Annotated in this window: 14 protein-coding genes; 6 read left to right on the forward strand and 8 right to left on the reverse strand. The window is 58.8% G+C overall.

The window, feature by feature from the left end; all coding sequences use genetic code 11:
- A partial coding sequence (locus Q0K43_RS07460; RefSeq protein ID WP_297289926.1) for an ATP-dependent DNA helicase occupies window positions 1–573 on the forward strand: 573 nt, incomplete at its 5' end.
- A gap of 55 nt (window positions 574–628) precedes the next feature.
- Here the strand turns inward: Q0K43_RS07460 and upp are convergent.
- From upp to tsaE, 3 genes are read right to left on the reverse strand one after another with little or no spacing between them, the layout of a single operon-like run.
- Window positions 629–1,258 carry a uracil phosphoribosyltransferase gene (gene upp / locus Q0K43_RS07465; RefSeq protein ID WP_297289939.1) on the reverse strand — a complete coding sequence of 210 codons (630 nt, stop codon included), beginning with the start codon at window positions 1,256–1,258 and terminating at the stop codon, window positions 629–631.
- Window positions 1,236–1,979, reverse strand: a complete 744-nt coding sequence (tsaB, locus tag Q0K43_RS07470) for a tRNA (adenosine(37)-N6)-threonylcarbamoyltransferase complex dimerization subunit type 1 TsaB (protein WP_297289927.1) — start codon at window positions 1,977–1,979, stop codon at window positions 1,236–1,238. Before tsaB ends, upp begins: the two co-directional genes overlap by 23 nt.
- Window positions 1,976–2,404, reverse strand: a complete 429-nt coding sequence (gene tsaE / locus Q0K43_RS07475) for a tRNA (adenosine(37)-N6)-threonylcarbamoyltransferase complex ATPase subunit type 1 TsaE (protein ID WP_297289928.1) — start codon at window positions 2,402–2,404, stop codon at window positions 1,976–1,978. The genes tsaB and tsaE overlap by 4 nt, the downstream gene beginning before the upstream one ends.
- Before the next feature lie 131 nt (window positions 2,405–2,535).
- On the opposite strand from tsaE, the gene Q0K43_RS07480 reads away from it, so the two are divergent.
- The 4 genes from Q0K43_RS07480 (at window position 2,536) to lgt (ending at window position 7,414) form a co-directional block, all read left to right on the forward strand.
- On the forward strand, window positions 2,536–3,726 hold the full coding sequence (locus tag Q0K43_RS07480) for an FtsW/RodA/SpoVE family cell cycle protein (RefSeq protein ID WP_297289929.1): 1,191 nt from the start codon (window positions 2,536–2,538) through the stop codon (window positions 3,724–3,726).
- Between the two features lie 64 nt (window positions 3,727–3,790).
- On the forward strand, window positions 3,791–5,062 hold the full coding sequence (locus Q0K43_RS07485) for an EF-P 5-aminopentanol modification-associated protein YfmF (protein ID WP_297289930.1): 1,272 nt from the start codon (window positions 3,791–3,793) through the stop codon (window positions 5,060–5,062).
- 4 nt (window positions 5,063–5,066) lie between these two features.
- Entirely contained in the window at window positions 5,067–6,347 is a 1,281-nt protein-coding gene (locus Q0K43_RS07490; RefSeq protein ID WP_297289931.1) for an EF-P 5-aminopentanol modification-associated protein YfmH, read from the forward strand.
- Window positions 6,347–7,414, forward strand: coding sequence for a prolipoprotein diacylglyceryl transferase (lgt, locus tag Q0K43_RS07495; protein ID WP_297289932.1), 1,068 nt, complete (start codon window positions 6,347–6,349; stop codon window positions 7,412–7,414). Before Q0K43_RS07490 ends, lgt begins: the two co-directional genes overlap by 1 nt.
- An 81-nt stretch (window positions 7,415–7,495) precedes the next feature.
- Here lgt and Q0K43_RS07500 read toward each other — a convergent pair whose 3' ends face one another.
- From Q0K43_RS07500 to Q0K43_RS07510, 3 genes are read right to left on the reverse strand one after another with little or no spacing between them, the layout of a single operon-like run.
- A complete protein-coding gene (locus Q0K43_RS07500) occupies window positions 7,496–8,719 on the reverse strand; it encodes an aspartate kinase (protein WP_297289933.1) in 1,224 nt (407 codons plus the stop codon).
- A gap of 52 nt (window positions 8,720–8,771) precedes the next feature.
- On the reverse strand, window positions 8,772–9,983 hold the full coding sequence (locus Q0K43_RS07505; RefSeq protein WP_297289934.1) for a homoserine dehydrogenase: 1,212 nt from the start codon (window positions 9,981–9,983) through the stop codon (window positions 8,772–8,774).
- Between the two features lie 26 nt (window positions 9,984–10,009).
- Window positions 10,010–10,453, reverse strand: a complete 444-nt coding sequence (locus tag Q0K43_RS07510; protein WP_297289935.1) for an ACT domain-containing protein — start codon at window positions 10,451–10,453, stop codon at window positions 10,010–10,012.
- Window positions 10,454–10,629: 176 nt separating this feature from the next.
- On the opposite strand from Q0K43_RS07510, the gene ytvI reads away from it, so the two are divergent.
- Window positions 10,630–11,748 (forward strand): sporulation integral membrane protein YtvI, encoded by a 1,119-nt coding sequence (gene ytvI / locus Q0K43_RS07515; RefSeq protein ID WP_297289936.1) that lies wholly within the window; start codon window positions 10,630–10,632, stop codon window positions 11,746–11,748.
- On the opposite strand, the gene Q0K43_RS07520 is transcribed toward ytvI, so the two are convergent.
- Complete coding sequence (locus Q0K43_RS07520) at window positions 11,739–12,131, reverse strand: PaaI family thioesterase (RefSeq protein WP_297289937.1); 393 nt, start codon at window positions 12,129–12,131, stop codon at window positions 11,739–11,741. The two genes, ytvI and Q0K43_RS07520, sit on opposite strands and share 10 nt — an antisense overlap.
- A 12-nt stretch (window positions 12,132–12,143) precedes the next feature.
- Window positions 12,144–12,716 (reverse strand): xanthine phosphoribosyltransferase, encoded by a 573-nt coding sequence (locus Q0K43_RS07525; RefSeq protein WP_297289938.1) that lies wholly within the window; start codon window positions 12,714–12,716, stop codon window positions 12,144–12,146.
- Between the last annotated feature and the right edge of the window lie 227 nt (window positions 12,717–12,943).

Genomic DNA, 12,943 nt, shown 5'->3' on the forward strand with positions numbered 1-12,943 from the left:
CAGATCCAGGTGTTGTCGCCCACCCGCAAGCGGATCACCGGTACGGCGTCCCTCAACCGGGCCATCCAGGAGGCGGTAAATCCCCCAGAGGCCGACAAGCCGGAGAAGCGGTTCGGGGAGTATGTGTTCCGCCAGGGGGATCGGGTGATGCAGGTGCGCAACAACTACGACGTACTCTGGCACGATGGCGCCGACAGCGGCATGGGCATTTTTAATGGAGATATCGGCACCGTCACCCGGGTAGACAACCGCGAGGGCACCCTCACCGTGGATTTTGAGGGCAGGGTAGTGGAGTATACCCAGGACATGCTGGTGGAGCTGGAACCTGCCTACGCCATCACCGTCCACAAGGCCCAGGGCAGCGAATATCGGGCGGTAATCCTGGCGGTGAGCGAGGGGGCCCCCATGCTGCTCACCCGGGGGGTGCTGTATACCGCCATCACAAGGGCCCGGGAACTGCTCATTCTGGTGGGAGATGAGAACGTGGTGGCTGCCATGACCGCCAATGATCGGCAGCAGAGACGGTATTCCGGCCTGCGGTGGCGGCTGGCGCAGATGAAAGAAGAAAGCTGAATTAAATAAAAAGGTCCTCTTCCCAGTGGGGAAGAGGACCTTTTTGCAATACAATTTACTTCGTGCCGAAGATGCGGTCGCCGGCGTCGCCCAGACCGGGGACGATATAACCGTGGTCATTCAGCTTCTCGTCCAGAGCGGCGCAGTAGATCTCCACATCGGGATGATCGTGATGGACCCGCTCGATGCCCTCGGGGGCGGCGATGATGTTCATCAGCTTGATGTGCTTGACCTCATAGTTCTTGATGAACTGGATGGCAGCGGAGGCGGAGCCGCCGGTGGCCAGCATGGGGTCCAGGATGATGACTTCCCGCTCGGCGATGTCGTTGGGCATCTTGCAGTAGTACTCCACCGGCTCCAGGGTGTCGGGATCCCGGTACAGACCGATGTGGCCCACCTTAGCGGAGGGGATCAGGGTCAGAATACCGTCCACCATGCCCAGACCGGCCCGCAGAACGGGGACGATAGCCAGCTTCTTGCCGGCGATGGTTTTGAACTTGCCGGTGCAAATGGGAGTCTTGATCTCCACTTCCTCCATAGGCAGGTCCCGGGTAGCTTCGTAGCACATAAGGGTGGCGATCTCGGAGACGACCTGACGGAAGTCCTTGACGCCGGTGTTTTCATCCCGGAGGATGGACAGCTTGTGCTGCAGAAGCGGATGATCAAGAATGTGTACTTTTTCCATATCCATGACGCGATTCCCCTTTGCTTTCTTCTTTTGCCAGCCGCTCTCGTTCAGCCTGGGAGAGCCGGTGGTAGTTAGGAGCCAGGCCCGCCGCATCGGTGAGTCCGCCCTGCAGAGCCAGCTCCATACCGCACCGGGCAACGCCCCATGCGCTTTGGAACTGAAGATGGGGAGGCGCCAGGCGGACGTCCAGCCCCTGCTCTTTGAGGGTAGTATAGCATAAAACTGCGCCGTCTCCAACCAGTAATTGCGTTTTTCCACTGATTTTTAATTCCGCGGCCAGTTCCTCCAGGGAGATGGCCCGGTCGGGTGTCAGGCGTTCCAGCCTTTCGCCGTCGCTGGCAAAGCGGGCGTTGTACACCTGATGCCGCCGGGCGTCCATAACAGCGCAGATCTCCAGCCCGGTGTGGGCCAGGTTCCAGGCCATGGATTCCAGGGTGGAGCAAGCGACGCAGGGTTTGTTGCCCGGCCAGGCCAGCCCTTTGGCGGCAGCCACGCCGATCCGCAGGCCGGTAAAGGAGCCTGGTCCCGCAGCCACGGCGATCACGTCCACATCCTCCAGGGTAAGGCCGCAGCTGGAGAGAAGGGAAGTGGTCATAGGCATCAAGGTGACTGAGTGGGTCAGGCCGTTGTTCTGGTAAGACTGGGCGATGAGTTTTTCGTCCTCGCACAGGGCTACGGAACAGGCCGTGGCAGAGGATTCCAGAGCCAGAATCTTCATCCCAGGTCACCTCCTGATATGGTAATGATCCGCTGGTCATCGTACTCGCCCCGGCGGATGTCCACCCGGATGGCGTCCTCTTCCAGCGCATCTTCAATGTTTTCGCTCCACTCCACCGCGCATACTCCGCCCCGGCGGAGGTAGTCCTCCCAGCCGATGTCGAACAGCTCGTCCGACGAACCCAATCGGTACATATCAAAGTGGAACAGGGGCAGCCGCCCGCCCTCGTACTCATTGACAATGGTGAAGGTGGGGCTGGTGACCCGCTCCGTAACGCCAAGGCCACGGGCCAGCCCCCGGGTAAAGGCGGTCTTGCCGGCGCCCAGATCGCCAGTGAAGGCGATAACGCTCCCCGGTTCCAGCCGGGCAGCCAGAGAGGCCCCGGCGTCCTCGGTCTCGGCAGGGGAGTTGGTGATGATTTCCATATAACACCTCTTCAAAAATGTGAAGATTCTGACAAGATTATAACACACCTGTTTACCAAACGCAAAAAAGATGGTAAACTAATTTGACATATATTTGGACCCGCATGGGAAGATGATGAGGAGGTGAGCCGGTGTCCTGGCTGAAAGATTCTATTCGGGCCTTCTGGCGGCAGGGGGACCGGCTGCTGCTGAGTTTGTGTCTGCTGGCCAGCGGGTACGGTCTGGTGTTGATTTTCAGCGCCACCCGCTATCTGGGTCAGGCGGGCGCCATGCGCAGTATGATCGTGCAGACGGTGGCCATTCTGATGGGCATTGTGATCTATATGCTCATGTCCTCGGTGGACATCGAGCTGTTCGTGGATAAATCCTGGAAGTGGCTGCTGCTGTTCAATCTGGCCATCAACGCTCTGGTACGCACCCCCCTGGGCGTGGAGGTCAACGGCAACCGCAGCTGGTTGCACATTCCCGGCTTTCCCGTCAACCTGCAGCCCGCTGAGATTGCCAAGCTCACCTTTGTGCTGCTGCTGGCCTGGCAGATGAGCCGGCTGCAAGAGCGGGGCATCAGCAGGCCAACCTCTGTTTTCCAGATTGCGGGGCATACGCTCTTCATGTTTGGCGTGGTGGCGGTGACCTCCGGCGACTTCGGCATGGGTCTGACTTATCTGATGATCTTTGTCATCATGGCCTGGTGTGCCGGGGTGAAGAAGCGTTGGTTCCTGCTGGCCGCCGTTGTGTGCGTGGTGGGCGTGGTGCTGATCTGGCCCCATGTCAAGGATATGTATTATATGAAGCGGTTCACCGTGGTCATCGACCACATTCTGGGCAACCCCGATACCATCTGGGAGCAGACCCAGGGGAAGGGCTGGCAGCAGAGCCGCAGTGTCCTGGCCATTGGCAGCGGCGGTCTCACCGGCATGGGGTATCTCCAGGGCATCCAGACTCAGAGCAAGTCTCCCACCAGCCTGCCCGCCCGGGAGACCGACGAGATCTTCGCCGTGTGCGGCGAGGAGTTTGGCCTCATTGGCTGCCTGCTGCTGCTGGCTTTGCTGGCGGCTATCATTCTGCGGTGTGTTTGGGTGGCCCGCCGGGCCTGCTCTCCCCAGAGCGCCTTCATTGCCATGGGCTATGCCGGTATGCTGCTGACTCAGGTGGGGATCAACGTGGGGATGTGTCTCTATGTGTTCCCGGTGGTAGGTCTCACCCTGCCCTTTATCAGTTATGGCGGTTCTTCCATTATTACCATGTACGCCGCAATGGGCGTGGTTTCCAGTATCAAGATGAGATCTTTGCCCAGCTGGCTGCGGGACCGCAGCAGGCTGTAGATGGATAGAGTTTGCCCAATGGGGCAGGCTATGCAGGTAAACTAGAAAGGACGGTTTGCAGCACATGAAGGTCACAAGGATGGAATTGCAGCCCGGCGTCTGGCTGACGGCGGTACAGACCAAAAAATTTAAATCCAGCGTGTTGGGGGCCCAGTTTCTCGCCCCGTTGACGGCACAGTCCGCCGCCGTCAACGCATTGACGCCTATGGTACTTCGGCGGGGCACCGCGAAGCATCCGGACCTGGAGTCTCTGTCCGCCGCTCTGGACGAGCTGTACGGTGGTTCTCTGGAGCCTATGGTGCGGAAAAAAGGGGAGACCCAGTGCGTGGGCTTTGTAGGCAGCTTTCTGGACGACGCCTATACCCTCAACAAGGAGCAGGTGCTGGAGCCTGCGGCCGCCCTGCTCTCGGAGCTGATCGGCGCGCCCTACACCCGGGACGGGGCGTTTTGTCCCGACTACACCAGACAGGAGAAGGCCAATCTCATTGACCGCATCAAGGCCCAGGTCAACGACAAGCGGCAGTACGCCCAGATCAGGGTGGTGGCTGAGATGTGCGCCGGAGAGCCCTTTGGTGTGGACAAGCTGGGCAGTATGGAGGCGGTGGAAGCCATCACGCCTCAGACCTTGTGGGAAGGTTATCAGACCCTGTTGAACCAGGCACGGGTGGAACTCTACTACTGTGGGTCGGCAGATCCCGAGCGGGTACAAGCCGCTTTTCACCCGCTGCTGACGGTGCTGCCGGCAGGGAAGCGGGCGGGGCTGGTTCGGCCTGCCAAAAAGAAGGCGCCCAAGACGCCCCGGCGTGTGGAGGAAGCTCTGGATGTGACGCAGGGTAAACTGGCGATGGGCTTTCGCACCAACTGCGACGCCTGGGATGAGCATTACCCGGCACTTATGCTGGTCAATGCCATCTACGGCGGCACTACCACTTCCAAACTGTTCATGAATGTGCGGGAGAAACTGAGTCTGTGCTATTATGCCAGTTCCGGCCTGATGAATGATAAGGACGTGATGCTGGTCTCCTCCGGGGTGGAGTTTGACAAGGTGGGGCAGGCGGAAGGGGAAATCCTCTCCCAGCTCTACAAGTGTCAGGCGGGCGACTTCTCCGACGACGAACTGGAGTGGGCCCGCCGTTCGGTGGTGAGTACCCTGCGTACCACGCTGGACACCCAGAGCCGCATGGAGGATTACTGGCTGAGCCAATCCGCCGCCGGCCTCACGGAAGGCCCTGACGACATGGCTGCCAGAGTGGAGGCCGTGACCAGGGCCCAGGTGGTGGAGGCCGCCCAGGACCTAACCCTGGACACCGTGTATTTCCTGAAAGGCAGGGAGTGATTCTATGGTAAGCAAGCAGTATCCCCGGTTGGGGGAGACCGTATTTCATGAAATCCTGGAGAATGGGCTCCACATCTATGTGGATCGTCGCCGGGATTTCCAGAAGAGCTACGCTTTCTTTGCCACCAACTACGGCGGCATGGATATGCGCTTTTTCCAGGACGGCCGGTGGAAGGACACCCCGGCGGGAGTGGCCCACTTTCTGGAACACAAGATGTTCGACACCAAAGACGGCAACGCCCTCCAGGATCTGGCGGCCAACGGAGCGTCCCCCAACGCCTTTACCAGTTCCGCCATCACCGGCTATTACTTTGAGAGTACCGAAAAATTCTTTGATAACCTGAAGATCCTGCTTTCCTTCGTGTCGGTACCTTACTTCACCCAGGAGAGCGTGGACAAGGAGCAGGGCATCATCGGCCAGGAGATCCGCATGGTGGAGGATGACCCGGAGAACCAGGTGTTCTACGCCCTGATGGAGTGCCTGTACGATCACCACCCCATCCGGGTACCCATCGCCGGCACCCAGGAGTCCATCTCCCATATTACCGCCGGCACCCTCTATTCCTGCCATAAGGCCTTCTATAACCCGGCCAACATGGTACTCACTGTGGCCGGCGATGTGGACCCGGAGCAGGTGTGCGCCATTGCCAAGGAGATCCTGCCCAAGGATTCTCTGGGCCAGATGGAGCGGGACTACGGCGGGGAAGAGGCTCCCAACACCGCGGCCTCCGAGAAGGAACTGACCATGGAGGTGTCCACCCCCATCTTCATGCTGGGCTTCAAGTGCGATCCCGCAGGGCGGGGAGAGGAGTGGATGCGCCGGGAGCTGGCGGGCGAGCTGGCCTGCGAGGCTCTGCTGGGCAACTCCACACCCCTGTATGCAAAGCTGTACAGCCAGGGGCTGATCAATAAGAATTTCAGCTACGGCTTTGAGATGTATCCCGGCTGCGCCATGATGGTGGCCGGCGGCGAAAGCCGCGACCCCCAAAAGGTGCGGGACGCGGTGCTGGCCGAAGGGGAGCGCCTGGCCCGGGAGGGGATTGACGCCGGCCTGTTCCAGCGGCTGAAAAAGGGGGTCTACGGCGCCAAGGTCCGGGGCCTCAACTCCTTTGAGTACACCTGCATTTCCATGGCCCAGTCCCACTTCACCGGGGTGGACTACTTCAAATTCCCGGAGATTTTCGACGCCATCGACCAGGCCTGTGTGGAGGACTGCATCCGCAGCTGGGTGACCGCCCAGCGGTGCGGTCTGGCCGTGGTGCGCCCGGGGGAGGGTGAGGCATAATGGGTACCGTATCCTTTCCCGGCCTGGGGCTGGAACTGACCATGAACTCCATTGCCTTCCGGGTCTTTGGGTGGCCCGTCCACTGGTATGGCATCATCATCGCCGCCGGCTTTCTGCTGGCGGTGGTGTATTGCTCCCGGAAGGCCCCTCAGTTCGGCATCCGTCAGGACGACATCATCGACATGCTCTTTTTTGCCGTGCCCCTGTCCATCATCGGGGCCCGGCTGTACTACATCATTTTCTACCTGGATCTGTACCGCAGACCGGACGGCTCCCTGGACTTTGGGGCCATGGTGAGCATCTGGGACGGTGGCCTGGCCATCTACGGCGGCGTCATTGCCGCGGTTATTACCTTGCTGGTGTTCTGCAAGGTGCGGAAGATCAAATTCCTGGCCTTTGCCGATCTGGGCGCTTACGGAATGCTCATCGGCCAGCTGGTGGGCCGGTGGGGCAACTTCGTCAACATCGAGGCCTACGGCGGCCCAACCGATCTGCCCTGGCGCATGGGCATCTACGAGTATGTGAACGGATCACTGCAATATGTGGAGGTTCATCCCACCTTCCTGTACGAGTCCCTGTGGAACCTGGCGGGGCTGGTGCTGCTCATTATCATCGCCAAGAAGTGGCGCAAGTTTGATGGCCAGAACTTCCTGTGCTACTTCGCCTGGTACGGGGTGGGCCGTGGCTTTATTGAGGGCCTGCGGACCGACAGCCTGTACTTCTTCAACACCCCCATCCGGGTGAGTCAGGTATTCGGATTTGCCACTGCCGCTGTTGCCATCGTGGCGCTCATTTACCTGCTGGCCTTCCGCAAGCACGGCCCCGCCAAGCTGTGGGTTAACCAGATGAAGGCCCATCCTCGGCTGGTGGCCTTGGTCTACCACGAGGGACAGGGCGGCAAGTGGCTGGCCAAACAGAAAAAGCGCCTGGAGCAGGACTTTGCCAAGGTAGAGGAGTATGCCCTTCCCGCCGGCGCCGACCCGGCGGAGACAGCGGAAATGATTGCTGCGCTGAAAGAGCGGGAGGATCTGAAAGAAGTCCTGGTTATGGATGAAAAGAAGAAATAGGTAAATTGAAAGCAGTGAATGAAAATCCCCTGCTGCGCAGAGAGCGCAGCAGGGGATTTTTACCGTGCAGAATGAAGATACTCAGTTCCCGCCAAACTCATGGAAGAAGCGATCGTGAATGACCTGAACGGCCCGGTCGGCCTCGGCCAGATCCACCAGAACGGACACCTTGATCTCACTGGTGGAGATCATGTTGATGTTGATGCCGGCATTATAGAGGGCCTCAAACATTTTGGCGGCCACACCGGGATTATGGATCATGCCCGCGCCCACGATGGACACCTTGGCAATAGAGTCGTTGACATCGATGTGGTCGAATCCCAGCGCGTTTTTATACTCCTCCAATGTACTTTTGGAGCGGTCCATATCCTGTTTACCCACGGTAAAGCTGATGTCTTTGGTGTTGTTGCGGCCGATGGACTGGAGGATGATGTCCACGTTTACCTTTTCTTTTGCCAGCAGCGAGAAGATCTTGAAAGCGATGCCGGGCTGGTCGGCCAGTCCCACAACGGCCAGACGGGCTACATTTTTATCGCAGGCCACCCCGCTGATGTGCATTTTTTCCATGGTTTTTGCAACCTCCTTGACTTTGGTGCCGGGCTTGCCGGAAAAGCTGGAGAGAACCTCCAGATTGACGTTGTAGCGTTTGGCCATCTCTACGGAGCGGTTATGCAGGACCTGGGCGCCCAGAGTAGCAAGCTCCAGCATCTCGTCGTAGGTGATCTCATCCAGCTGGAAAGCGCCGGTCACATGGCGGGGATCTGCAGTAAACACGCCGTCCACGTCGGTATAAATCTGACACAGGTCGGCCCGCAGCGCGGCAGCCAGCGCAACGGCGGAGGTATCGGACCCGCCCCGGCCCAGCGTGGTGATGTCGTCATATTTGTTCAGGCCCTGGAAGCCGGTGACGATCACGATGGCCTTTTTGTCCAGTTCAGCCAGTACCCGTTCGGTGTCCAACTGCTTGATGCGGGCGTCCCCGTAAGTGGAGTTGGTGCGGAAACCTGCCTGCCAGCCTGTCAAAGAGACAACAGGATAGCCCATAGCCTCGATCGCCATAGCGCACAGGGAACAGGAGATCTGCTCGCCGGTGGAGAGCAGCATATCCATCTCCCGCTTGGAGGCATTGGGATTGATTTCGGCAGCCTTGGCGATCAGATCATCGGTGGTATCTCCCTGGGCGGAGAGGACGGCCACCACGCTGTGGCCCCGGCGGTAAGTCTCGGTAATAATGCGGGCCACGTTGCGGATGCGGTCTGCATCAGCCACGGAGCTGCCGCCAAATTTTTGTACGATAAGTCCCATTGGCGTTTGTACCCCCTAAATCAGGTGAAGTCTCTTGCACTATCCTATGCGCTCAGCCCAATACCCGGAACACGGAGCAGGGTTTGAGCCCCGCCAGTTTGCCGTCCAGGGCAGAGCGGGTCATGGATGGTGCGAGGAAAGCGAACTCATTCTCCGGCGCTCCGGCCCGGGGCAGCAGGGAGACATCGGGGAAGGCGGCCTTCACCGCTTCCAGAGTGCCCTCAGCCCGAACATACCAGTCACTTTCCAGGTCGGTGGGGGGGACGGCCACGTCATCTCCGCCCTCGGCCCAGACCATGCGTTTCTTTGCGTCTTTGTGGCGGGCGGCGTCAATGACGTCAGCCACCACGGCGGACGCAGTAGGCAGTTTTCCGGCGCCCCGGCCATAGAACATCACGTCGCCGATGGCGTTGCCTTTGACAGCAATGGCGTTGAATACATCCTCCACGCCTGCCAGCGGGTCTTCCACATCCACCAGGTGGGGCGCCACATAGGCGCACACCTTGCCGTCGTCCCGGTGGATGGCCCGCCCCAGCAACTTGATCTTCTTGCCGCAGGCGTCGGCATAAGCCACGTCTGCCAGGGTCACCCCGGTGATGCCCTCGGTAGGCACCTGACGGGGATAGACGTGGCGGCCGAACGCCAGGGAGGCCAGAATACAGATTTTCCGGCAGGCATCATGCCCTTCGATATCGGCGGTAGGATCCTGCTCGGCGTATCCGTTCTGCTGCGCTTCCTTCAAAGCCGCGTCAAAGCTGAGACCGGCCCGGATCATCCGGGTCAGGATATAGTTGGTGGTGCCGTTGAGAATACCGGAGATCTCCTCGATCTCATTGGCGGCCAGGCACTGGTTCAGAGGGCGGATAATGGGTATGCCGCCGCCCACGCTGGCCTCAAACAGGTAGCTGACCCCCTTCTCCTGAGCCAGCTGCAGCAGCTCGCAGCCGTGTTCAGCCACCAGCTCCTTGTTGGAGGTGACCACGCTCTTGCCGGCGGCCAGGGCCCGCCGGGTAAAGTCCAGAGCCACCTTGGCGCCGCCGATGGTCTCCACCACGATATTGACCTCCGGGTCGTTCTCAATGATACTGAAATCGTGGATCACCTTGTCTGCGAAGGGACTCTCAGGAAAATCCCGTACATCCAGGATATATTTCAGACGAATCAGATCGTCCACTTTTTTATCAATGTGGGGGCCGTTGGTAGCCAGTACCTCCGCCACACCGGAGCCAACTACGCCAAACCCCAAAATCGCTACGTTCACCATCACGATACCTCCTCTGCATCTATGGGTCACTGCCCGGATATCACTTCGCCCCGCAGCACGCCTTCCACGTTCAACAGCCGTTCCAACAACTCCTCCATGGGGATTTGGAGACCGGAAGTTTCAGCCCCTATGGTCACCGCCGCGCACCCGCTGGCGGGGATCGCCTGGTTGATGGTCAGAATATTTCCGCCGGTGGTGGCAAAAATATTCAGGACTGCGGAAAGAACGCCCGGTTCATCCTTGAGAACGATCTGAAAGGTGATGATCCGTCCATGAAGCATGTCATTAAAAGGACGGATCGCGTCCTTGTATTTATAAAAGGCGCTGCGGCTGATGCCTACCCGGCGAACCGCCTGATTGACGGCGCTTGCCTCGCCGGTTTCCAGCAGCCGCTTTGCCTCTGCGACTTTCAGAAATACCTCCGGCAGTGCGCCAGCCTCCACAATGAAATAGCCTGGTGCTTTGCCCATTCTATGTCCTCCTTCCTTGTCCACGACAGAAAAGCATTTGTTTTTGTATTGTGGTCTATTTTAGCACAATAAAGTTCCTGCTGCAAGGGCCAACTTTTTTAGCCGCGCCGATATCTCTCCCGGATAGGCAGGTGTTTTTCGTCATTTTATACATATTTACAGGAGGGAGAGCTGCTGTGGGAGAGGACAGGTATCTGCGGGACGTGATCCGGCTGCTGTGGGCGGGTTTGATGCTCGCCGCCGTCTGGCTTGCCGTCGGCTGGGCCTTGCCTTTACTGGCGCCTTTTTTGCTGGGCGGGGCGCTGGCCTGCCTGGTGGAACCGCTTGTAAAGTTTCTGACAGGCGCCTGGCATATGCCGCGTCGCGTGGCGTCAGCGTTGTGTGTGCTGAGTGGTGCGGCGCTTGCAGGCGGTGGGGCGGCATTGATTGTATGGCGGCTGTGGTATGAACTTACGCTGCTGGCATCCCGGCTGCCGCATCTGCTGGAGGAACTGGGGCCGCTGATAGAGCGCGTGGAGGAGTGGCTCTATCGTGTGGAAGTGGCTCTGCCGACGGAATGGAAGGAGCCTGCCCGACAGGCGGTGGAGGAGCTGCTGGAGGGTGTGCTGTCGCTGCCTGTGCAGGCGGGGGAGTGGGCGGTAAAAGGGGCGGCGGGCATACTTGCAGGTTTGCCGTCAGGCGGCCTGTTTTTGTTCACCGCTTTTTTGGCAGCCTATTTTTTCAGCACCGGGAAGCCTGGCCTGAGGCTGGCATTGAAACAGTTGCCGGCGGCATGGCAGGACCGGCTGAAGCGATGGCGCCGGGTGGCGGCCCGGACGCTGCTGAACTGGCTCAGAGTGCAGGGTGTACTGCTGATGACTACCTTTGCACAGTTAACGCTGGGCATGCTGCTGCTGGGGGTGGAACCCGCCATATTGTTGGCCGGATTGATTGCGCTGGTGGATGCCCTTCCTATCTTTGGAAGCGGTGCGGTCCTTCTGCCCTGGAGTTTGGTGGCATTGTTACAGGGGGATTTCATGCTGGGAATCGGGCTGATAGTCCTGTATGCCATAGTAACCCTGGTGCGCAGCGTTTTGGAACCACGGCTGGTGGGAGCGCAAGCGGGACTTCCTCCGTTAGTGACCCTGCTGAGTATGTATATTGGATTCAAAATCTTTGGTGTGGCAGGAATCATTCTGACGCCGGTAATTGTCGTAATTGCCTGGCAGCTGTGGTTAGGCCGGGAGGATGAGCATAAAAAAGGAGCGGACTCAAAGCCGCCCCTTAGAACAAATATGCCCAATCATCATTGCTGACTGATGCAGAAAAAAGTAAAGTCGCCGGTGGCCAACAGAACGCCGTTTTCATCCGTGATGTCCACGGCGGCCTGACAGGTACTGCGGCCCCGATGGCGTACGACGGCCCGGGCGGTCACTACACCGCTGCGGGCGGAGCGGATGAAATCAATGCCTCCGTGCAAGGTGACATAATATCTGCCGTCAGTCCGGCAGGCGCAGCCGCCGGCACAGTCAGCCATCGTATAGTATGCTCCTCCGTGGAGCAGGCCGTAGGGATTTAAACTATTAGGACCGAGATGCAGGACGGATTCGCCGCGATCAGGGCCGGGGGAACTTGTTTGGATGCCATTAAAGAGGGCAAAAGCATTTGGCAAAAGGGTGTGTGATGTGTTTTCCGTCATGGGGTCTGCTCCTTATTCATCGAGAATGATCTTGCCCTGCTCAATGGCTTTTACGGTAGCCAGGGCCTCTACCCGAATACCCATGCGGCGCAGCACTCTGCCCCCTTCCCGCATGGCCTTCTCGATGGCAACACCCACGCCGGCCACTTCGCCGCCGGATTTGGACACCAGTTCAAGCAGACTAAGCATGGTCTGTCCGTTGGAGAGAATATCGTCTACCAGCAACACCTGATCGTCCTGGGTGAGATATTTTTTGGAGACGCGCAGTGTATAGGACTTGTCCAGCGAGAACGAATGGGTCTCGGCGGAGTATACGTCCGGGTCAATGTAACCGGTCTGGAATTTCTTCGCGTAAATCACCGGTACGCCCAAGGCCCGGGCGGTGAAACAGGCAAGGGCAATACCGGAACTTTCCGCGGTTAGTACCTTGGTGATCCGCTCGCCGCGGTAGCGTTTGGCCAGAGCGGCGCCCATCCGCTCCATCAGGTCCATATCCATACAGTGATTCAGAAACATATCCACATGTATAATATCGCCCTGTCCCACGATGGCGTCGCTGAGTATGCGGCGTTTAAGTTCTTCCATGGTTTCCTCCCTGCATGTGTCGGTATTGATCTTAAAATACAGGATTGATTATATCCCATTTTATGCCGGGCTGCAATATTGACAAGCATAAAAAAATAAGGTATCCTATACCATGTTGCGTACCGGCTCAAGCTGGGGCGGAACTTAAGTTGCAGCGGTATCGAAGTGGTCATAACGGGGCTGACTCGAAATCAGTTTGGGAGCAATCCCACGAGGGTTCGAATCCC

Source organism: uncultured Flavonifractor sp., from assembly GCF_944383115.1.
Lineage (GTDB): Bacteria > Bacillota > Clostridia > Oscillospirales > Oscillospiraceae > Flavonifractor.